We start from the raw sequence: 22,320 nt of genomic DNA, 5'->3' as shown, positions 1-22,320 counted from the left end.
TGGTGGTTTTCGTAAGTCCTGTATTATTTCTACGTTGCGCGCCAAGGAAGACTAAGGTGCGAAGATGAGCCCGATTATGAGAGACATACATGGAGATTATCTTTCACAGGCAGGGATTGATTAGAAGCGGCATGAATTTGTGTCACCCATCCAGCCACGGTCTGAATGAGCAAGCCCTCTATGGTGCTTTTTTTTGAAGTATCTATCTCAAGAGCTAGGTCGTTATTAATCAGGATATAACAAAGCAGATGGCAGGCCGTGCGGCGAATAGTGTAATCGTTGTGTTCTAGAAGGTTTTTATTTTTAACTGAGTCAAAAATGTCGCCTAGCATTTCCTTATCTATTGCAGGTATAAACTTGATGAGACAGCCTAATGCAGCGAGACAAGTTGTCGGACATGAATCAACCAGCTTATTTTTTACTGTGGAGACAAGGGCCACCTGGGTTTCTTTATCCATTGAAGGGGCTAGGGCTGCGAAACAATCTAATGCCCCACTACAAATAATTTTATCTCGGTCATCCAGTTTGTTTTTCAGGACTTCAATAAGGTTTGCCAGTGTTTTTTTGTCTATTCTTGAAGCTAGTGCAGCGAAACAGTGACAGGCTGCAAGACGGACATCCGCTTTGGGAGCATTTAGTTTGTTTTGCAGAGGTTCGACAAGTTGCTCTAATATTTTTGCATCTATTCTTGGAATGGCCGCTTCTAAAAAATTTAATGCCTTCCCATGCTCAATAGAATTACTGTCATCCAGCATGTTTCTGGTAAGGTGAACAAGATGTTCCAGAGATTCTTTTTTTATTCTGGGAACAAGTTTTGTGAAACAGTAGAATGTCTCTTCGCGAACAGAGTGCTTCGGGTCATCTAATTTGTCTTTTATTGCCTCAATAAAGGCTTCTGGTACTTCTTTATCTATTGCATAGGCTAATTCTGCGAAATAATATAAAGATCCAATACGAACATTCTCGTTGGGGTCATTCAGCATTTTTTTTACTGTCTTGGTAATGGATTTCAACCTCTCTTTTTCCATACAAGGAACAAGTGCTTTCAAACAGCGTAGTGCAGCGCTACGAGCAAAATATTCCTTATCATGGAGTTTATTTTGTACTGAGTTAACAAGGTGTGCCAGCATCTCGTTATCCATTGCAGGAATATGATCTTTTAAAAAGTCTAATGCCCTTTTTCTAACTTTAGGATTGTTGTCATCCAATTTTTCTATCACTGAGCCTATAAAGTATTCCAGCATGTCCTTATCCATTGCAGGAACAAGTTCTGGTAAATAGCCTAATGTTCTAAATCTAACGTTCCAATCATTATCATGGAGTTTTCTTGTGATTGAGTCGAAAAGAGAACGTAGTCTTTCCTTGTTTATTTCAGGAGCAAATGCGGCTAAACATTTTGCTGCCGCGGTGTTGGCCTCACATGAAGGATCATCCAGTTTATTTTTCACCGGTTCAATAAGGGATTCCAGAGTTTTTTTATCTATTACCGGAGCGTATATAGCGAAAAAATGTAAGGCCTCATTGATAACGTCTCCCGCATATTCGCTCTGTAAATCCTTATCAGTGTAATTCAGTATGTTTTGTACTGAATCGACAAGGTCGCCCAACATGCCTTCTTCTATTTTAGAGGCTAAGGCTGTTAAATATTGTAATGCTGCCAGAAATGGCCCACGTCTGTTGTCATCCAGGTATTTTATCAATGAGTGGAAAAGGGGGGCTAACGTTTTTTTATCCAATTTGGATGCTAATGTAGATAGAATTTCGTTGATTGTGCCATTACCAAAACCATAGTTATAATCTAGTGAACCGTTTATTATGCAAACAAAAAGTTCAAGAGTTTTTTTATCCACTTTCTGGGCTAACATTACTAAGAGTGTTAATGCTTCCCAACGAACCTCCCTGCTGGGGGCAGTCAGTTTGATATGCAGTGCATTGACTAATGTTTTGAGTTCTTCTTTAGCCACTGCTTCAATCAGTGTTTCCCTAAAAAAAATCACATCCATTAAATCTTTAGGTAATAGGCTGACTATGTCTAATGAGGGCAGTGGTACTTTATTTAGTGCGGCGGTTAGCTTTATACCCTGCATGAGTTGCTTGATGCTCAAATTTGGGTTTTTCATTTGAACGGTGAGTTTTCTATCTAAATAACTTAAATGCTCGGGATCAATTTCCGTTAACTCATCTTCAGAGTTGAGGAGTATTGTTAATATCTTGACTTGAGCAGGATAAAATTCCATGCCTTCTTTGTTAAATAAAGCAAATTCTATTGATCTTTGCTGTCTTCTGGTTCGTCGCTTTGAGCCGTTATTCGCTAACCATGCAGCTAAGAAATCCTGTGGCGTATCTAAATGGGAATACAGGTAGGTTGATACTTCCATGGGTGCTTTTTTAAAAAATTTTGAAACATGTGACAAAGACTTAACCTCAGTTGAATTACACTAAGCGTGATGCTGGCGACAGACTATATACAAAGGATGATTATAATTAAACCTCTTCTTGTACAAAGTGTCTGAATTTCAGTTGACCGCTTATTAGATTCAACGCACCGAATAGATAGAATTGGCCTAAAATTCCAGGCGAAATGAAATTGAATATCTTGTGCAAGAAAAGGGGAACATCGAAAGCTGTAGAGAAATATATTCCTGTGATTGAAATTTATTACGACCATTATTCACACATAGGCGACACAATTATTCAAAATAAAATCTTTGTGCTTGTTTTTGATTCAGTTTGAATTATAATTGTTGTCCCCGCACCAATTTATGAATTACTGGAGTATTTAATGCGTAATTTAACTCAATTGCCTCTATTTAAAAACGCGGCTTCGATTTTAGAGGATCTTAAGCAATATAGAGATGCCCCTGCAATGCAGGAGGGGGCGAAGAAACTCGTGCAGGCATTAAATGCATCGGAGATGTCTTCTCCAGTTTTTTATCACTCATCTCTGCCTCAATACGCATTAATCGCATTTGAAAAGGAAGAAATCAATGAACCCCAATTTATTTCTATGTTACTAATTTGGGCCGCTTTAAAAGACTACCCTCAAAAGGAGCAAATCTCATTAAATGCATATAAATTAACGGATAAAGATGAAGTTGCGAAGCATAAATTAAAGAAATATCTAACAATTCAACACATAAGTAGTAACCCCTTTATGGGCAATAGCAGCAATGGAATAAAAGATAAGATGGATGATAATTCGGAGGAACAGTTGTTTCGATTAATACGTAATCAAGATATTCCGGAGTCAGAACGATGCTTTTATACCTTTACCGTTAAAGAGCCGGGCAAATTTTTTGGGATTTTTGAAGCGATAAAGCGAACTGGTTTTGATTTGCTGATGCCAAAAGAAATAAAATCGGGAGGATACGAGTTTATCATTCCTTCTATGACGATTATTCAATCGGTCCTGGATGTGCTCGTACAAAAACCGAAAAAACTGTATCCACAAATTGGTGACAATGATTTTGATGATGTTTATGAGATGCATCGGCAGAACGCACATCCATTTGGTTTAAGTTTTCCTGGTAAGTATGAGAAAGCAGAGGCGGATAATCTCATGGCAGGCTGCTTCGGATTTGCATTACACGATCTCTATCATGTTGTCCTCTTGTCTTTTACTTCCGAAGCGCATAAAGATATCTTTAATGCAATGATTGATCTGGGAAAAAAACTTCATGCTACTGCAGAGGCGCAAAAGAAAAGGAGCTATAGCGAAGCAGTTGGCTCTTTAATAGATAATGAATTTCGGCAATATGTTGCGGGGAGTACGCTAAGCCAGGCGTTCAGTAAACAACGAAAAAATCTTCTTCAAAGTAACGAGAATGCGGTGATTACTGCAATGATGAGTGTTTTAGTGAAGTCGGTACTCTATGAGAAAATTTTAGAGGGTTCAGATCCAGCAGCTGAGGCTGATTACTCCGAGAAAACTGAAGACTATATTCAAACTCTTGAAAAAATTAACCCCAAAAATACTGTTGAAGAAAAATCAGAGTTCTGCCGGGAGTTATTTGCTCAACTTTTTCAAACGTCTGGAATCTTAAATCAACAAGAGATCAAGTTAAATCGGCTAGTCGATATGTTATTCAACGAAGAGCGAATTATAAAAACTCTTGAATTCGATAAACTGCCGGCATTGGATTTTAGTGGTGTTTTTGCGGCATATAAACAGACCGTTAGCATAGTTCAACAACAAATGGTTCATTGCATGCGCGATCCTAAAAATCAAAAAGAAGGCTCTTGGTTGAAAAATTATTTTGTTATGGCTGAACAACTTCAAAAAGCCGTCCACAGCAACGATATCGAGCAAATTAAGAAGATCTTTTTAAACAAAGACTACCTTAACTATTATGTGTGTCTCGATAGAATTCATGGCATAGAACCATCGCTAATAGAGCAAGCAGCGCAAGTAGGTCATGTTGAGATGGTTCGTCTACTTCACTCTGCAGGTGCTTCATTAAATGCTTTGATGCTCATTAATGCTGCAAAAAACAAAGATATTAACATGATGAACTATCTTTTAGAGAATGGAGTCAATCCTAACGAGCTCGATGAACGAGGACTGTCCGCTATAGATTATTGTCTTGAGTCGGGGTACATCGAGGGCGTAAAATCAGTTTTAGCCTATACGAGTTTAGGACGACACCATTTAGAATATCTGAAATATAAAGGAGTTCAAATACACCCTGATTGCAACTTATTACTAGAGCGTTATGAGCAATTTAAGCAATCTCTTTATGATATATCTTTTTGTTTTAAAAATAATGAGAGATCGCAGCTTATTGATGAGCTTGTTAAATCAAATACCGATGGCTTCTCATACACCACCCAAAGAGAATATGACCGAGTTCCAAGTATAACACCTTCACGTACTCCTGAATTTTACAGTGCTCCCAACGAATTTATGTATATCACTATTTTATATTGTCTCGAAATTGAGCAGATTCAGTCATTAAACAAACATATCAAGATGAACGTTAATCAAATTGATAAAAATGGGTGTTCTCTACTCATTAATTTAATCGATAAAGCGCCTAAGAAAGATACTGAAATGGAAATTAAAATGTATCGAACGCTTATAGAGTTGGGAGCAAATGTAAATTATGTGAGTCCCAAGGGAGAATCAGCTCTTGGTCAAGCAATCATCAGTAATAAATTTTATCTGGTAGAGCCTTTAATCAAAGAGGGCGCAGAGTTTGATTTTGAAGCAGATGACCCTGATTATCTCAATTCGTTATTAAAATATTTGACAAACCATCCTGATGGCAGCAAACATTTTAATAATGCGTTTCGATTAATGTTAAAGAATGGATTGGAGCTCAACCAGAAGAGGCCTTTTGCGATTCAGAGGGGATTTTTCGATTTTAATCCAGAGATAAAAATTATGAGTCTATGGTCCCTCATGCGAGATAATCCCGTCCACAAAGTTAATATCGCTTTAAACTTTCGCATGCTCTGTATTGAGCACGGGGCTAATCCAAATGAGTTGAGTTTTGACGGCAATCTGGAATTGAATGTTGCTATTGCCAACGGATGGGATGACTATGTAGAACTTCTTCTTAAAAATAATGCTGACCCCAACAAAACAGATAGCCGCGGCCTCTCTCCATTGCATGCTGCAGAGAGAAAAGGAAATGAAAAAGTGATGGAGTTATTGAAGCAATACGGTGCTAAATCAACGCTTAATTGGCGAGGCAAAACATCGGAAGAAGTATTAAACGAAACTCAATCAGAGCAAAAAGTTTCAGCTTTTAGTATGTTTAAACCTGTGAATAATGGAAATCTGAAACAGCAGACTAACGTTCTATCCTTAATAAATTAAGCGATTGTATCCCATATTCATTACGGCCAATATGGGATACCCATTATTAATGGTTACTGGTACCAATAGGCCTCTAATTTGCTGTACTGTGATGTCCATTGCTATGCGCCTGACGCGCTTCAGAAACCTCCAAAAATGAAGCGTGCTTTTCGTAAAAATGCGATCTTCTCTTGCGAAGGGTAAAAATGATGACTACTGTGAGTTTTGAGGATTATGACGGGAAACCATTAATTGATTTAACACCAAATTTGAAATATTCGTATATGAATATATTAATTAAAGTGAAATACCATCCGTGGTTCATATTTAATGATAAATTCTAAAAGCTTCATTTACCAAAGGATTAAATAATAGAACATCCACTTCTTTTATCCTTATGATTGCTTTCTTCGGTCGCACTAAATTGAGATTGAGGCTGGATGTTGCTGAAAGCCAATACTTTTTCAATCTTTTTCATAGCATCAATCCCTCTAAATGTTACCCCATTAAATGTCAATAATAAGGATTGATCAATTATCTCAATAAAGCCTAATTTCTCGAATGAAGCCAAGTCATTATCAAAGGATTCTATTATAACTTGGTTGTTGTCGTTAATATGAAATTTATATAGCGAATTTGCAGATGAATTAGAGCAAGTATTTATTAAATTGAAGAGCCAAAGAAAATAGGCCTCCTCAGTCTTATAGTTAAGATTTCTCGGTGTATCATCTATCATGTCCATCTCCTTTTAGTTGTTTTATTTGAAATATGTAACTCATTGAAAAAAAAGAATAATAAACAAAAAACACTTATTTTCAAGTAAAAAATTGATATAGAAGCAAGAACCGATTGAAAAACAGCAAATCAGCAGGACTCATCTTTTTTTTGCGAGCAACAAATCAAAAATATGTTCCGAGCTCCTGAAGAAATTCAGTGACATTAGTAAGCATTAAATTTTCAGGACTTTTTCTGATAGAATCTCCTTCGTCATAGGGCATGAGAAAATTCTACTTTTGACATCAGTTATTTTTCGGGGGATTACCGGCAATTATAGAATCAAAATAGTCCTTTATGGGCAAAACAAGGCCTTTCTTTGGCGTTCATAGATTTCATGACTTACCTCTTCAATCCTTTTTGGTATGCAATGAATCATGTATTTTCCAGGTATACATATTGACGTTAAGTCGCTCATAAGGTGGAGAGGGGAACTCAAAATTTCTCTTGGTAATCAGTTCAACACAGCACGCAACAACGGATGAGTCATAGCGTTTTCCTGCGCCTTCTTGTAACTCATTTAGTGTTGCTTCAATTGAATTTTTAGGGCGGTATGGACGATGAGAGCTCATGGCTTCGAATACATCTGCGACAGTCACAATTTTCGTTTCAAAACGAATTTCATCAGACTTTAATCCATGTGGATAGCCGGAACCATCCAACCGTTCATGATGATGCAAAATAATGTCGGAAATTGTTTTGTTAAAGGCGACTCTTTTGGCGATATGATAACCTACTTCGGGATGGATTTTTATAAATCCATATTCCAATGGGGTAAGCTTTGCGGGGGAAACTAGAATCTCCATTGGGACACGGGTTTTACCTATATCATGGATTAATGCGCCTAAATAAATTTCATGTGTTTTTTGAGGGCTTAGGCCAAAACTTTTAGCTATTTCTTCGGCTAGTTTCGCGACACGAAACTGATGTCCTGCCGTAAATGGATCGCGTTGTTCTGTAATTGAGGCTAAGGACTCAATAGTTTTGTCTAAAATATCTTGCAGTTTGTGCTTAGCTTGCTGCAGAGATTGAGTCTTGATTTTCACTAATTCCGACAAATGCTCTCGGTGCATTATCAATTCTTTATTGTTTTTTTCCAGAGTATATTTTTGACATAAATTCTCCAAAATAACGGAGGTGGAAATTGTAAAGCTATTAACGATCGGATCAAATAAATTGAATTGGTTGAAATCGCTAATTTTTAAGATGATTAATCCATAAAAAATATCTTTTGCAAATAGGGAGTAAACTTGTATTTCCTTATCTTCAAGTGATTCGCAAAGTTGGAAAAAATCAGCCATGCTAAATGTTCCACTTTTCAAATCTATGGTTCCAATAAGCTTTGATTGCAACTCTTTATCGCTCCGATCCATATTTTTGATGAGACACACGTCACATTCTTTTACGCCAGGTATGCTGCGGATAATTTTTTCAAGATAAGGTTTAATTTGATCTATATTTGTAAAAATGAAGAGCGCGCTATGCGCAGCATAAAGTCTAAATAGAATTTGCTCATTATGTGTTAAGTGATTTTCACTATTCATTTTTTATATTATTCATAAGGTTATGCAAAAACTCTTCTGGTTTAATATATGCAGGATTTTTGACAATTTGTCCGTGCACAAACATGAGCGGGTGAACTTGCAGGACATCGTATATTAATCCGCCATCGAATTTATTCACATCATATTGACAAACAGCAGTAACAGGGTGTGTATTAAGGATTGTATTTATGAGGGCTTCATAAACTATTAACTGTTCTGAACCAGGAATATTTCTGCAAGACCATGTCATTTCTCCTGAAAGACGAGCCCCAGAAAACCCCGCGGCAATAGCCTGGTCATAATAATTTTTAAGACAAGAAAGCATTTGCTCCGGTACAAATTTTCCATCTGGACAATAAATTGAGACAGCAGGAGAAATTTCAACCTGCTTGGTTTGTGGTAATTCTACATCCAGTTCCGCGAGCCATGCTTTAACTTCGTCGGGGGTCATCGTATCTACGAAATATCCAATCTGTTCATTGTTGGCAATTCCTGATTCAATGTATTTAGATATGACTCTACGTTTCTCTGCTTCATCTCGATAAATCAGACACGCATGGGCGCCGTGTTTAAAATGCTTGTAACCAAATCCTAAAGAGATGTCTTCATCACTATTCATGGACATTCTAAAATCTCCCTATTACCTTATTAGAACTATATTAAAGTATAGCTCTACATTTTGGTTTTTTTGTATCTGGCGTTCACAAAACTAAGGTTATTTTTGACGTTTGATCGTTCAACGCTTGCAATGATATATTTTGAATCACTGTCCATTATCTTAAGTGAGTCAAGCGTTCACAAGTGGCCTACAAAAATGTCACCAAGATGATTAAAACTTGTTAAAAAAGCAATTATAAAATACAATTTCCATAAGTTATCAATCAAATTACAGTCATGGGAAAGAGAAAAAAACTGTCTTATATTGTTGAAGCAAGCGATCTAAAGGTTCGGTTTGTCGAGTTAAAAGAATCTATTGAGGCTATAACCGATCCTGGTGCATTTATACCGAGCTCTCTGTATAATTATTTGATCAAAAAAAACATCTATGAAAAGACCATACAAGATCTAAAGACACCAAATAATCAAGACTATTTTAAGAATGAAAAAATGAATAATTATGCCAAATTTAGTCTTGGTACTGATAAATTAACAGAATCTGCGTTTACGGAATACAACCATCGCTTAAGAGATTATTTTTTTGAGCTACCTCAAAAAATACAGGAACTGAAACAAGTTAAGCGGGATTTAAAAGCCTTGATCAAAGCAGCTGATAATCGTGCCCCATCTCTTTTTAAAACCGGGAATGTAAAAGAGTCTATTCGAGAAGTGATTGATTTAAATGAAATTAATCAATTATTGGCATTTGCTGAAGAAACACGAGATAACATGACAGCTCATCGCGATCTTTTTATATCTAAAGACAGTCAATATTATTTGTAAGCTTAAGCTGGGCTTTTATAGCCCAGCTTAAGTTCGCTGCGATTGAATCGAGTTTGTAACTTACATTCTCAATTATATCGAATTGCAGTGAATGAGCCCTTACCGAATACGCTACTCGCCATTTCCTCATCGCTCATATCTATATCTTCACTTGGCTTATCGACTTGTGCTTCAAATAGTCCTAGTCCGGTGGATTTGGTATTGCTGATATCTTGATTAATTTTGGCGGTTTGTGACTCAAATAATGCGAGCAATTTTCTTGAGTTGACATCATATGGGTTCTTATCGTTTTTAATATCATAATCAAATACTTTATTATTAGGATTAAGTTCAATAATTTTTTTGACTATGGCTATGGAATAATGATCAGGATCCGCACCATGTTTAATTAACGAACCAATTAGCCTTGAGTCACCGCCACGTAATAATAAATAGGCAATAGGATTAACCGAGCAATAAACCGGTATACCTGAATAGGTTTTAACGTAAAAGGTACTATTGAAATCAACATGATGCTTTTTTAATAGTGTTAGACTACTCAGTGTATTTGGGTGAGCATAACTTTGGTGAAGGGCTGCAAATATAGGAGACCAACCTTTCAATGTTGTAATGAATAATCCTAATTCCTTAGAGCCATACAACGTTTGTTTTAAACCATGCATATTTCCTGAAAGCAATGATTTTTGAAGCCTTTCATAATCTCTGGAACAACGTATATGGTCTTTTATGAGTTTTGCTGCTGCATGAAAATGATGAGATTGAGCAAAAAATAGAGGTGTTCTATTTTGGAAGCAAGCATGTAGCGTATTGGCCCCATTCTTAAGAAGACATTCAACAACAGCTACGGCCTCCAATGAATCACGGTTAGAATTCGACAATTGATTATTTATTGCGCGATGCAATGGTAGTTTTTTCATGTTGTGATCCGGTTTATCCGGATTGGCACCCATATCAATCAGTCTTTGGACTATTCCAACATCTTCACCGTACTCGCAAGCCACTCCAAGCATGGTATAGCCATTGTGATCAAACGCGTTAGCAGCCAAATTAACTAATTTAGCAGAATATTTTTCTGGCTGAAATGACATAAAGAGTTCTGGCCAGTTTTCCTTATTCTTGTAAGGAAAAAATGACATAATTTCACTTAGTTGTTCGAGTTGTTCCTTTGAAAGCTGCTCATGGCTGTCGATGTAATTTTTTGAATTATTGAAATAATAACGTTTCATGATAAGTCCCTGTTCTTGTTTTTATTAATTTGTGGCCATTATATACATAATGTCATAATTTTTGAATTTAAAAAGGACAAGGAGCATTAGATATTTTGAAAATGCTAGAGCATAACCTGAATCTTAGGAAGGGCATATCCACTCAGCTTAGTTGCTGGTTTACCCATCGAACTATATCTTGTACTCCCATGACCCCTGAATGTCTGGCGACTTCCTTTCCATGAACAATTAGCATCAGAGTTGGGATGCTTTGAATGGTATAATGGGAAGCTAAAGCGTGTTCGGTCTCAGTATTTACTTTGACTAATCGCACTTTAGGCTCGAGGAGACCTGCTGCAGATTCGAAATAGGGAGCCATCATTTTGCAAGGCCCACACCATTGCGCCCAGAAATCGACCAATACAGGGATGTCATTACGATTGATGTGCTGTTCAAAAAGCTTTTGGTTCAATTGGATTGGTTTTCCATCAAAAAGCTCCTTCTTGCATTTTCCACAATTGGGATGTTGATTCAAGCGTGATTCGGGCAGTCTATTGATGGTATGGCAGTGGGGGCAAACGATATGCATTGGGTCATTCATAATCTTAGTTCTCACATAGTTACTTATTTGATACTAACAGGACTTACGAAAACCCCCAATCCCTTCGTTAAAAAATGTTTTTAATTCGGTCATTTAGTCTATCTAAACTTTCTCATTAAAAACATTTTTTGCCTCGACCTTGGAGTTTTTAGAAGTCCTGACTAATACTCTTTTTGTAAGCAAGAGTATTAGTGTCGTTCACATCTTGCTCAAAGCCTGCGAGTATTATGTCAAATCAAAACGATCTGCGTTCATAACCTTCACCCAGGCAGCAACAAAATCCTGCAGGAATTTTTCTTGGTTATCATCCTGAGCATATACCTCGGCATAGGCGCGAAGAATCGAATTGGAGCCGAAAACAAGATCTACTCGGGTAGCTGTCCACTTAAGATTACCTGTTTTTCGGTCACGAATTTCATACAAATTACTACCTATTGGATTCCATGTATTTGCCATGTCAGTAAGATTGACGAAAAAGTCATTGGTCAGAACCCCTTCATGATTTGTAAAAACACCATGTTTGGTACCGCCGTAATTTGTGCCTAACATTCGCATGCCTCCAACGAGGACTGTCATCTCTGGAGCTGTGAGTCCCATCAGCTGCGTGCGTTCGAGCATGAGCTCTTCTGCACTGACAGCGTAGTCTTTCTTAAGCCAGTTCCGATAACCATCATAAAGAGGCTCTAACACATCAAAGGAGGCTACATCAGTCATCTCATCCGTTGCATCACCACGTCCAGGAGCAAAGGGAACCGTAATATCAAAACCGGCCGCTTTAGCCGCTTTTTCAATACCAACATTACCGGCAAGTACAATCACATCAGCCACACTAACGCCTGATTCCGTGGCAATCTTTTCAAGAACGTTTAGTACTTTTCCTAGTCGTTGCGGCTCATTGCCTTCCCAGTCTTTTTGTGGCATCAATCGGATGCGAGCTCCATTTGCTCCACCGCGCCTATCTGAACCACGGAAGGTTCGCGCACTATCCCATGCAGTTGTAACCATTTCACTGATACTGAGGGTGCTAGCAGCTATTTTCTTTTTGACCGCATCTACATCATAATCTTTATTACCTAGAGGCACGGGATCTTGCCAAATCAAATCTTCTGTTGGAACATCAGGGCCAATGTAGCGTGATTTGGGACCCATATCGCGATGAGTGAGTTTGAACCAGGCTCGAGCAAAGACTTCGGAAAAATAATCAGGATCTTTGTAAAAACGCTCAGCAATCTTACGATATATAGGATCCATTTTCATGGCCATGTCCGCATCGGTCATGATTGGATTGTAACGAATGGAAGGGTCTTCAACATCGACAGGTTTATCTTCTTCCTTGATATTAATTGGCTCCCATTGGTGGGCACCTGCCGGGCTTTTCTTCTGTTCCCACTCATAATTAAGAAGCAAATGAAAATATCCGTTATCCCATTTCGTTGGGTGTGTTGTCCAGGCACCCTCAATACCGCTTGAAACTGTATCACGACCAATGCCTCTAGTGGTTTTGTTAATCCAACCAAGACCTTGATCCTCAATATGTGCTGCCTCAGGTGCAGGTCCCAAAAGCTTTGCATCACCATTACCATGACACTTGCCAACGGTATGACCTCCAGCGGTAAGGGCGACAGTTTCTTCGTCATTCATTGCCATACGTCCGAAGGTCACGCGCACATCCTGGGCTGTTCGAAGAGGGTCAGGATGTCCATCTACCCCTTCCGGATTCACATAAATTAATCCCATTTGTACTGCTGCTAGCGGGTTTTCCAGAGATTCACGGTTTTTGTCCTTATAACGTGCAGCACCTAACCACTCCTTTTCAGAGCCCCAGTAAACGTCTTTTTCTGGATGCCAAATATCTTCACGGCCAAAGCCAAAACCAAACGTTTTAAGTCCCATGGACTCATAAGCGATAGTACCTGCTAAAGCGATCAAATCAGCCCAACTAAGTTTGTTGCCATACTTTTTCTTGATAGGCCATAACAACCGGCGTGCCTTATCCAAATTTACATTGTCAGGCCAAGAATTTAAAGGTGCAAACCTCTGGTTACCTGTTCCTGCACCGCCACGACCATCAGCCACACGATATGAACCAGCTGCATGCCAGGACATCCGAATCATCAAACCACCATAATGTCCCCAATCCGCAGGCCACCATTCTTGACTGTCAGTCATCAAAATATGCAAATCTTTCTTTAATCCCGCAAAATCGAGCTTCTTGACCTCTTCACGGTAATTGAACTTCAATCCCATTGGATTCGTTTTGGTATCATGCTGATGCAATATATCGAGGTTCAAGGTATTGGGCCACCAGTCCGTATTCGATCTGTTGGAAGAAGTAATACCACCATGCATTACCGGACATTTACCCGTTGTATTCATATTGTTCCCATCCATAACCATCTTCCTCAATACCTTGTTAATTAAAATTTTAACTATAGTCCAAGAGAATAGTCTAAGCAATCAAAGCGGCGCTTATTCAATATCTATATAAAAATTAATAAAGTACATCGAAATGCCAATAGATAATTTATTTAAGAAAGCAGAGCAATGATCCTCTGCTTGCTGAAAATGCTTATTAATGCAACCTAGGTCTTAGGAAGGACATGGAACCAGGCCATGCTTTATCTGTTTTAAACCTTGAGCTACTTTTTCTTTACTCAACGCATAACAAAAACGTAATACATGTTTTCCTTTTTCGGCATTTAAATAAAAAGAACGTCCAGGAACCACGGCAACTTTGGCCTGTTCAAGCAACATGCGTGTCATGGTGGCATCATCTTTAATACCCATACGTGAAAAATCAGCCATAATATAGTATGCCCCCTGAGGAACGGTCACTTCAAAGCCAATATCACGTAACTCACGAACAGTATGATCACGTTTTTCCAAATAGGTTTGACACATTGTTTGATAATAATTTTCTGGTAATTTGAACGCATCGATTGCCGCATGTTGTAACGGTGTCGCAGGACACACATACAATAAATCTTGAACCAAGGCCATTTTTGCAATTACATGTGCCGGACCACTAGCATAACCTAAACGCCATCCCGTCATATTATATGTTTTTGAACATCCTGAAATCGTAATCGTGCGCTCTTTAAAGTTTTTTAAACGAGCAAACGACACATGTTTATAACCAGGATAAGTAATGTATTCATAAATTTCATCAGTGATCACTGCTAGATTATATTGTTCTGCAATTTCGCCAATCGCTAATAATTCGTGCTCAGAAAAAACTTTTCCACAAGGATTACATGGTGTGCATAGGACAATCGCGCGAGTTTTAGGAGTAATCACTTGTTCAAGATCTTCGATTTGAATGCTCAAATCATGTAAATTAATAGGCACCGCTTTAACATTAACCTGATACAGCTCCAAAATATTTTTGTGATAGCCATAAAAGGGTTCAAACAAAATAACTTCATCGCCTGGATTAAATAAAGACATCGTCGCACAAATAAATGCGCCCGTAGAACCGTGGGTCACCAGAATCTCTGTTTCAGCGTGAACGGGGATTTTATTAAACGTTTGAATTTTATTGGCAATAGCATGACGTAAATTGAATACTCCTTCACAAGCAGAGTACACATTTTTTTCCTGTTCAATTGCACGTATAGCCGCTTGTTTGATTACCTCAGGGGTAGGCAAATCACAAATACCCTGGCCTAAATTAATGCCGCCAATTTTTTCACACTCCGTGCTCGCCGCACGAATACCTGATTGACGCAAGGTTTCACTCATTTGACTCGTTTTCAGCATGTTGTTAGTTCCTTTTTGATTCTTCGTCCTGCAGAAAAGAGGAAAATTTTTCCCTCATTCACCACCTAACAGCGTTGTAACTTCTCACTACACTCATCCAAGAATAGGAGTGTAATGGAAGGAAAGGATATCATTTAAAATTTCTACACCCAAGAAGCAAATACACCCCTCATAGTGACTGGCACTTATAGATGCAAATAGTAGATTTAATTTTAATCAGGACTTACGGAAAACCCCAATTTCTTCGTTAAAAAATGCTTTTAATTTGGTCATTTAGTATCTCTAAACTTTCTCATTAAAAACATTTTTTGCCTCGACCTTGGGGCATAAGTCCTGTTTAATGTGGTTTGGGATTAAAAGATCGGTAGTTCTTTGGGCACCAACCGCTCTTTTTCTCCAGTGGCATTGTTAAAAAACCGATATAAGTGGTCCGTTCCTGGCGGACTTGCTCTATTTGATTCTTGATGCCAAAGGTTTTTATTAATTTAATCATAATGATCAACTGAATATACATAAAAATCATAGGGTATTTATTTCACTCCAGGATCTTATGCAAACGTGCATAAAGTCACTTTAATAATTAGTGCTGCTGCACATCGTGTAAATACAGTGGTTGAAATAAGCTTGAATACTATATTATCTAGAAAAATCCCCGAATCATTGATAGGAAATCCACATGCGCCACTTATTGATTACAATGTTTATTTTTCTGTTGTCTCACACCGCATATTGTGCACCCGTCTTCGAAATTATTCCTCTTGGAGTCTATGGGGGTTTAAACGATGGAAATTTATCAGCCTATTTATTAAAGGCCATTGAGAGCGAAAATTATGTGGCTCTTGATGGGGGAACTTTGGTGCATGGGCTTAAAGTTGCAGTCGATAGACAGTCAGTGCGTACTAAAAATGTAGAGGATTTACTGCAAAAACATATTCCAGCGTACCTCATTTCTCACGCACATCTTGATCATCTTATGGGTCTTGTGATCGCACAACCTGAATTGCGCGAACAGCAAACCATTTTGGCACGCGAAGAAACAATGCAGGCATTACAAAACAATGTTTTTAACTGGTCTGTTTGGGGGAATTTTGGCGATAAAGGAGCAATTCCGCACTTGAATTATCAGCATTATCAAACCCTGCCATTATTGGAGTGGGTTGCTGTTCCTAATATGGATCTGCACGTCAAAGTATTCCCTTTGAGTCATGGTGGAATGGCATCAAGCGCTTTTTTAATCCGCTATAAGACTGAATATATCTTATATTTTGGTGATACAGGGTCCGATCGCATTGAAAAATCGACAAACATGGAGCGTCTTTGGAACGAGATCGCGCCACTCATAAGAAATAAGCAGCTTCATGCCATCATGCTGGAGTGCTCATTTTTAAACTCACAACCAGATAACAAATTATTTGGCCATTTAAAACCCAACTTATTTATGGCTGAATTGCGACAATTGGCATCGATTGTTGACCCTTTAGATTTGAGAAACTCACTACGAGGATTACCCGTTGTGGTTACTCACATCAAACCCAAATTAGCGGATTTTTCAAATTCTAAAGACGATGTAAGAAGACAGGTTATAAACGAATTGTCCCAGGAAAATGATATTGGCGTAGAATTAATTAAACCTGAGCAAGGTATACTGTTAACTTTATAATAGATACAACTTCGCGACAGTAAATGTAGGCTGGGCTGATAAGCACAGCAAAACAATCTAGAGTAAATAGGTTGAGGTATTTGACTTGAGGTATCACCTTTTTTTAAATACAAGAGTTTTTAATAATCCGAGTCATTGCCGCGCAGGCGGAATCCATTTCACAAACAAAGTAATGAACTAACTTGATGGATAGATTCCCGCCTGCGCGGGAATGACACAATATAAACAATTTGCCTGTTAGGAATTCGAAAACCTGTTAAAAAAAGGGATGATACCTCTGGTCATTTGGCCTAATACAAAACTCAAATTCACTACCTATTGTTGTATCATATGAACCTTAAGTTCCGATAAAGAGAAACGATCCGATCAATCGAAATGAGTCGATTATTAAACAGGCTCCACAAGTGTTAATTGATAATTACTATCCAATTCATCCAGCGCACTCTTTATACACTGTTGGCTTGGAGACAGTCCGTTTTGATCGCTTAGAAAACCAAGCATCTTCATAGAATGTGAATAGAGTAGATTCATAATATTCTGATGTTTGAAGACTGGGTGCATTAAAGCTCGTTGTAAATAATCGGCCTTCGATTCATTGTCCCAATCATCTCTGTTCATAACAGTTTCTCTGATTTGCTGAGCAGCGATTAAGTTAATGACCTCTAGTTGCTCACTACTATATGTATTCATTAAACGATCAAGCTCATTAGTTAAATTACTCACTAACTCAATAAAAGCTGGTGTAGGTTGGGCTAATGACATTGGCGATAAATCCAGGAATTTGGCGCCGGTTAGTTTGGTATTCTTCAAATGAACATTTGTTAAATTCGCGCCACTAAGTATTGCACCACTTAAATCAGCACCACTTAAATCAGCATGAGATAGATTAATTCCTCTCATATCAGCGTATTTTAAGTTGGCATATTTTAAATGGGCGCCACCTGCATTAGCATCAACTAATCGTGAGTATTCCATGTTCACATTCCTGCCTTCCAACCAAACATGAGTAAGTGTTGCCTGCTGGAGATTGGCTCTTGAAAAATTAATATGATTTCCTTCTGGGAAGCTTTCATTAACCTTAGAAAAAGAGGTCTGATCCAGATTAGTTCTATTAAGTCGGGCATGACTAAAATCAATTTCGCTATTAGGAATACAATATACATTACTAAGAATTGCGTCATCCAAAACAGCATGATTAAAGCTTATGCGACCAGACAGCATGGCTTTTTGCATACGCGTGCCGATTAGCGAGCCACGAGTTAAATCAACATTATTTATATTTGAACTCGATAAATCACTTCCATTAATAAGTGAGTCTGAAAGAGTTACATTGTTCAACATAGAGTGCGGTAGTTGACTATTCGATAATTGTGATGCGATTAAGCTGGCATTCAGTATGTTTGTTCTTGCTAAATACAACCCATTCCATTGCGCTCTTGCCAAACTTAAATTAGTGATGTTGATTAGAGGTCCGTCCATATAATCAACTGGAAGTAACGCATAGGGTGCTGCATTATGTTGAGCTAATTGACTGCGCGTCTCTTGGTTCAAAAGACGACTCAATTCAACAGAAAGGTCGTTGTCTGCGTTCGATTTCAATAAGTAAACTTTCGCCATTGAGTATTTAAGCAATAAGTATTGATATCTATCTTTTGGTTGGCTATCCTCTCGCAGGCCAGGATGTAGTGTGATAGCTTGGGAGATGGTGTTTAAAGGCCTTTCTGGAAGTGTCATGATATCTTGTGCAGTAGCAAATGCTGTATAAAACAAAAACTCATCCAAACTAAGCGTAGTTTCTTGAGCTTTTATGGTTAATTTATCGATTATTCCCACTTTATAAAACAAAGCTGAAATTGCTACCAAACTTTTAGATGGACTAAAAAAAGGTTTAAGTGTATTAATCGGTACGTTAATGATTTCACTCGAAATTGCAGGTATATTATACCCTATAAGTTCAATCAATTTATTGAGTGCTATATTGAGACCAATCTTTTGCTGTGGAGCGGTCTGGCTATATTGAGTAAGTAATAAATACAATGTGGAGAGTCTTTGCAGGGGATTCGAAATTCTATTTTCAATAATATTCAATATAAACGCGCTAACTCCTTTTTGCCTACGCACGAACTCCAAACACCAATCATTAAATTCAAGGACCGATTCGATCTCGATTAATCTATTTTTTAGTTCCCATTTTATTTCATCAGGAATAGGTCCATCAGGCCCTACAATTGCATTTAGCATTTTATTAATTTCTTCAATTGATTCACATTGAGAAACTATTTCTTCAAGAAGTGGTTGTGGAAGAGAATGTGTCATATTAGTATTATCCAGATCAAAATGAGTCTTAATTGTACTTCTCGATGTCGATTTATTCAATGTATTTGATAAAAATCCAATCTTCTAGGCGCATAGGTCATAAGGTAGCATAAGAATAAGGCAGCTTTGGCAATCTTATGGAGCGGATTTTTAGGTTGAGTGAATCTGCTTAATGATATTTGGCAGCTGGTTTTTGAGCCAAAATGTACTCAAGAGACAGCTGCCAGCATTTAAGATAGGCGTTAATTAGTTTGATAACGGCGAAAATTCAAATGAAACAGTATTTTCAGAACTTGCCCTTTGCTTACTTTGTGATTCAGGTTTCCAGAACATATCTTTAGAAGATGCAGACAGAATTTGGTGTTTATTTATTGTTTTATCGTCTTCATTAATAAGCAACTCAATTAATTTATCATTTGGACTCGCTTGTGGACGGCGCAAAGCAGCATATTTGGCGGATAATCTAACTTGTTCATTTAAAGGCTTAATCTGAGTAAGATAGTAATTTAGTTGCTCTTCAAGATTGCATTCATTTTTATCGAATGATTTTAAATAATTACTTAGACACAGGTCTGAATCTAGTTCAAGAAACACTTTGATATCAAAATTAGAACGTAATTTTCCATCTAGAAAAATATCAGCCCCAAAAATAATGATATCGCCCGGCGCACTTTTAATCGCAGATAATAATAAATCGATCGACTTATAAGTAGAACTATCAATCAATAGAGTATTTTCTGTATTTAATAGAGAATGACATTGTTCACTGAACGCCTTAAAATCACTACCTATAGGTCCACAAACAGCCAATATTGTCATCGCAATCACCACCGTGAATAAAAAAGCGGCAATTATACTTCTTTGTTAACTGATTTGAAATATTGAGTCACATTGTAATCAGATTTGGAATGAACATTTCATGGGATATAACACGTCAAGATTGGCCGCAGGTAGCACAACAAACTAAATCCGATCTTATTGAGATTGAACATCACTTTAATATTTTATATGATTTTTTTATCTATAAGGTCGAAACCCACTTTTTGAATCATCCTTTGAGCGTTTTGATTGGAGACTGTAGTATCAATATAAAAACGTTTAAATCCTTTTTTATAAAGTAGAAAAATTGTGTGCTTTAATGCTGCAGGAGCTAGTCCCTGGCCTCGATTTGCTGGAGAAGTCCATAATGTTCCCAATGCAATACTATTTAATTCGATAGCATAGTATTTGCAAAATCCAATATTTGCCCATCCAGATTGTATAATTGTTTTACCTAACTTCACCCCAAAAAGTATGCGTCGGCCAGAAAGTATTTTTAAGCACGTTTTAAGTACTTCAAAAAAGTTTAAGTTTAGTAGTAATGTCATGAAATGATTAAAAATTTCGCTGACTCCAGATATGAAAAAGAAATCTCCTTGATGAATCGAAATGTCAGATGGCATCTCAGTTAAATCCAGACGATAAATCAACATAGTGTCGGTAGAGTTTAATTTCCATAGTACTTTATGTGGTTTAAACAGAAATTTTCGCTTAAAACGCCTCATTGATTTCGATGCGCCAAAATAGTTGCCATAACTGTAATATCTAACATTTGGATAGGACCTCAGGATTTCTCTGGCTATATCGATGATAAGCATTGGCACAGGTCCATCTTTTTGAAATAAAAAATGGCCATAAATCTCTGTGATTTGACAAAGTTCCCCGGCAACAAAACACGACGCATATGCAATTAATTTTCTTTCCTTAAAGATGCCGAAGTAAGGATAATCATGGTATTCAGTAGATGAAGGTGGATTATTGTGAGATCTTACTGAACCTTCGATTATATATTGTGGAAGTAATCCTTGCCTTATAGGTGTTGATAACCAAATTTCTCTAACGTCTTCTAAATGCTCGTTAAAATTAATTTTTTGCATAGAATATCCAAATTTATTCGCTTTTTTGTAGTTTCGACGAGCAGATCCTTCAAGTTGCATAAAATAATCGTTGAATGTTTTAGGTAATTTGCAAAGGGCTACACCATATTTATTTCTTTTAATAAAAAAGAAAGCTTTATGTTGCTTCAGTGTCTCTTGATAGTAGTTTTTAACTATTTTTGCAAAAAATGGGTCATTTTCGATTGTTTTTTCGCACATTAAGTTAATGGTAATTTTAGGTAAACGAAAAATTTCAATAAGGTCATTCAGTTGCATTAATGCTATTCCTTATTAGCTATGTTAGAGGTCCATGCTGTAAGTGTAGCAGAAACAATTTGTTTGAATGCGGCATTCGTATACTCGTATCGGTTTGATTCAATTATAAGGTTGCTGAAAGCGTATTACCTTGATCTGAAATGCTCTCAAATAGTTGTTCAAATTGCTCCGGATCTAAAAATTCTCTTTGAGCATTTTGTAACATACCAGATTCCGAAACAAATAACTTACCTGCGGTAAATAGTTTTAATCCTTTCTCACTGAATAGTTTGTGGTAGTAGGAAGGGTGAATATGAACCAATTGACCCATTGATTGGATGTGGTTATCTTCAAATAGCTTGAATCCTAGAGGGGATATGATTAACTTAAGAGAGTCTTCGCTAAAATAGATGATTGAAAACCAACCTGAAATATAATTTTTTCTCATCATTTTTAGACCAAGCGGTGATACCAGTAGGTTAACTAATGGTTCGAGCGTTGGGTTAAAACCTAGTTTTGTATCTATTTCGAATGCATTTGACGAATCTAATTTCCCATTTTTAACTAATTCAATAAGCTTAGAGTTTTTTAACCGAGAAAGAGCTGATTCCATGCTAAAAAATGTGTTACTGCCTATGGGGATAAATCGGGAGTACGCTAGTATTTTTTTCGCTATTGTCTCTGGAGGAAGATACATAATCCCTTGCATATGGCATTGCACTACATCAAGACTGGTTAATTTTCTACCCTCCATTTTAGCTTGATTTATACGTTCAGCAAATTCATCATTTTTTGAACTGTAAGCGCCATATTCTAATACTTCTTCGAATGAAATCGAAGTTAAACCTTTTTTTTGTGCCACGGCTTGTGCATCTTTTTTCAACGTTTCATAGAACGTATTTGCTTCAATTTCCCGTTTAAGAACTATTTGTGTATTCCGGAGCGAAATGATCACCAATTCCGGCCGCATTTGATCGCAGATTCCGGAAACACTTGATCAGAGATTCCGGCATTACTTGATCACCGATTCCGGAGCATTTGATCAGTGAT

The 22,320-nt window shown here is 37.4% G+C and carries 15 protein-coding genes; 3 read left to right on the top strand and 12 right to left on the bottom strand.

Annotated features, from left to right (window positions below; translation table 11 throughout):
• Window positions 1-74: 74 nt before the first annotated feature.
• Window positions 75-2,378 (bottom strand): sister chromatid cohesion protein PDS5, encoded by a 2,304-nt coding sequence (locus ELY20_RS15960; RefSeq protein WP_126955781.1) that lies wholly within the window; start codon window positions 2,376-2,378, stop codon window positions 75-77.
• A gap of 404 nt (window positions 2,379-2,782) precedes the next feature.
• Between ELY20_RS15960 and ELY20_RS15955 the strand changes: the two genes are divergently transcribed.
• Window positions 2,783-5,821: an ankyrin repeat domain-containing protein gene (locus tag ELY20_RS15955; protein WP_110144028.1), complete on the top strand. Its 3,039-nt coding sequence runs from the start codon at window positions 2,783-2,785 to the stop codon at window positions 5,819-5,821.
• 343 nt (window positions 5,822-6,164) lie between these two features.
• Here the strand turns inward: ELY20_RS15955 and ELY20_RS15950 are convergent, their stop codons facing one another.
• From ELY20_RS15950 to ELY20_RS15940, 3 genes are all read right to left on the bottom strand, one after another.
• Window positions 6,165-6,536, bottom strand: a complete 372-nt coding sequence (locus ELY20_RS15950) for a hypothetical protein (RefSeq protein ID WP_110144027.1) — start codon at window positions 6,534-6,536, stop codon at window positions 6,165-6,167.
• A gap of 388 nt (window positions 6,537-6,924) precedes the next feature.
• Entirely contained in the window at window positions 6,925-8,118 is a 1,194-nt protein-coding gene (locus tag ELY20_RS15945) for an HD-GYP domain-containing protein (RefSeq protein ID WP_110144026.1), read from the bottom strand.
• Complete coding sequence (locus tag ELY20_RS15940; RefSeq protein ID WP_110144025.1) at window positions 8,111-8,743, bottom strand: MEDS domain-containing protein; 633 nt, start codon at window positions 8,741-8,743, stop codon at window positions 8,111-8,113. Before ELY20_RS15940 ends, ELY20_RS15945 begins: the two co-directional genes overlap by 8 nt.
• Before the next feature lie 269 nt (window positions 8,744-9,012).
• On the opposite strand from ELY20_RS15940, the gene ELY20_RS15935 reads away from it, so the two are divergent.
• A complete protein-coding gene (locus tag ELY20_RS15935) occupies window positions 9,013-9,558 on the top strand; it encodes a hypothetical protein (protein ID WP_110144024.1) in 546 nt (181 codons plus the stop codon).
• A gap of 68 nt (window positions 9,559-9,626) precedes the next feature.
• Here the strand turns inward: ELY20_RS15935 and ELY20_RS15930 are convergent, their stop codons facing one another.
• From ELY20_RS15930 to ELY20_RS15910, 4 genes are all read right to left on the bottom strand, one after another.
• Window positions 9,627-10,784: an ankyrin repeat domain-containing protein gene (locus ELY20_RS15930; protein WP_110144023.1), complete on the bottom strand. Its 1,158-nt coding sequence runs from the start codon at window positions 10,782-10,784 to the stop codon at window positions 9,627-9,629.
• Window positions 10,785-10,926: 142 nt separating this feature from the next.
• Window positions 10,927-11,364: a thioredoxin TrxC gene (trxC, locus tag ELY20_RS15925; protein ID WP_110144022.1), complete on the bottom strand. Its 438-nt coding sequence runs from the start codon at window positions 11,362-11,364 to the stop codon at window positions 10,927-10,929.
• A gap of 225 nt (window positions 11,365-11,589) precedes the next feature.
• The gene (gene katG / locus ELY20_RS15915; protein ID WP_165831648.1) at window positions 11,590-13,755 is read right to left on the bottom strand and encodes a catalase/peroxidase HPI; all 2,166 of its coding nucleotides are present in this window, start codon (window positions 13,753-13,755) and stop codon (window positions 11,590-11,592) included.
• Between the two features lie 198 nt (window positions 13,756-13,953).
• Entirely contained in the window at window positions 13,954-15,123 is a 1,170-nt protein-coding gene (locus ELY20_RS15910) for a pyridoxal phosphate-dependent aminotransferase (protein ID WP_110144021.1), read from the bottom strand.
• Window positions 15,124-15,799: 676 nt separating this feature from the next.
• Here ELY20_RS15910 and ELY20_RS15905 point away from each other — a divergent pair.
• Window positions 15,800-16,783: an MBL fold metallo-hydrolase gene (locus ELY20_RS15905; RefSeq protein WP_110144020.1), complete on the top strand. Its 984-nt coding sequence runs from the start codon at window positions 15,800-15,802 to the stop codon at window positions 16,781-16,783.
• A gap of 387 nt (window positions 16,784-17,170) precedes the next feature.
• Here ELY20_RS15905 and ELY20_RS16925 read toward each other — a convergent pair whose 3' ends face one another.
• The 4 genes from ELY20_RS16925 to ELY20_RS15885 form a co-directional block, all read right to left on the bottom strand.
• Window positions 17,171-19,099, bottom strand: coding sequence for a pentapeptide repeat-containing protein (locus ELY20_RS16925; RefSeq protein WP_199739268.1), 1,929 nt, complete (start codon window positions 19,097-19,099; stop codon window positions 17,171-17,173).
• Between the two features lie 246 nt (window positions 19,100-19,345).
• Window positions 19,346-19,918, bottom strand: coding sequence for a nucleoside/nucleotide kinase family protein (locus ELY20_RS15895; protein WP_110144019.1), 573 nt, complete (start codon window positions 19,916-19,918; stop codon window positions 19,346-19,348).
• A 185-nt stretch (window positions 19,919-20,103) separates the two neighbouring features.
• Entirely contained in the window at window positions 20,104-21,291 is a 1,188-nt protein-coding gene (locus ELY20_RS15890) for a GNAT family N-acetyltransferase (protein WP_110144018.1), read from the bottom strand.
• Window positions 21,292-21,394: 103 nt separating this feature from the next.
• Window positions 21,395-22,240 carry a hypothetical protein gene (locus tag ELY20_RS15885; protein ID WP_127059512.1) on the bottom strand — a complete coding sequence of 282 codons (846 nt, stop codon included), beginning with the start codon at window positions 22,238-22,240 and terminating at the stop codon, window positions 21,395-21,397.
• Between the last annotated feature and the right edge of the window lie 80 nt (window positions 22,241-22,320).

The sequence above is a fragment of the Legionella qingyii genome (assembly GCF_003990155.1).
Classification (GTDB): domain Bacteria; phylum Pseudomonadota; class Gammaproteobacteria; order Legionellales; family Legionellaceae; genus Legionella; species Legionella qingyii.
Note: the sequence above shows the minus strand (reverse complement) of the source record. Positions and strands in the feature narration are given on the sequence as shown.

Excerpts from the sequence above, each read along its gene's own strand:
- ELY20_RS15960 (WP_126955781.1), bottom strand. The coding sequence starts at position 2,378 with ATGGAAGTATCAACCTACCTGTATTCCCATTTAGATACGCCACAGGAT.
- ELY20_RS15955 (WP_110144028.1), top strand. The coding sequence starts at position 2,783 with ATGCGTAATTTAACTCAATTGCCTCTATTTAAAAACGCGGCTTCGATT.
- ELY20_RS15950 (WP_110144027.1), bottom strand. The coding sequence starts at position 6,536 with ATGATAGATGATACACCGAGAAATCTTAACTATAAGACTGAGGAGGCC.
- ELY20_RS15945 (WP_110144026.1), bottom strand. The coding sequence starts at position 8,118 with ATGAATAGTGAAAATCACTTAACACATAATGAGCAAATTCTATTTAGA.
- ELY20_RS15940 (WP_110144025.1), bottom strand. The coding sequence starts at position 8,743 with ATGTCCATGAATAGTGATGAAGACATCTCTTTAGGATTTGGTTACAAG.
- ELY20_RS15935 (WP_110144024.1), top strand. The coding sequence starts at position 9,013 with ATGGGAAAGAGAAAAAAACTGTCTTATATTGTTGAAGCAAGCGATCTA.
- ELY20_RS15930 (WP_110144023.1), bottom strand. The coding sequence starts at position 10,784 with ATGAAACGTTATTATTTCAATAATTCAAAAAATTACATCGACAGCCAT.
- trxC (WP_110144022.1), bottom strand. The coding sequence starts at position 11,364 with ATGAATGACCCAATGCATATCGTTTGCCCCCACTGCCATACCATCAAT.
- katG (WP_165831648.1), bottom strand. The coding sequence starts at position 13,755 with ATGGATGGGAACAATATGAATACAACGGGTAAATGTCCGGTAATGCAT.
- ELY20_RS15910 (WP_110144021.1), bottom strand. The coding sequence starts at position 15,123 with ATGCTGAAAACGAGTCAAATGAGTGAAACCTTGCGTCAATCAGGTATT.
- ELY20_RS15905 (WP_110144020.1), top strand. The coding sequence starts at position 15,800 with ATGCGCCACTTATTGATTACAATGTTTATTTTTCTGTTGTCTCACACC.
- ELY20_RS16925 (WP_199739268.1), bottom strand. The coding sequence starts at position 19,099 with ATGACACATTCTCTTCCACAACCACTTCTTGAAGAAATAGTTTCTCAA.
- ELY20_RS15895 (WP_110144019.1), bottom strand. The coding sequence starts at position 19,918 with ATGACAATATTGGCTGTTTGTGGACCTATAGGTAGTGATTTTAAGGCG.
- ELY20_RS15890 (WP_110144018.1), bottom strand. The coding sequence starts at position 21,291 with ATGCAACTGAATGACCTTATTGAAATTTTTCGTTTACCTAAAATTACC.
- ELY20_RS15885 (WP_127059512.1), bottom strand. The coding sequence starts at position 22,240 with ATGCGGCCGGAATTGGTGATCATTTCGCTCCGGAATACACAAATAGTT.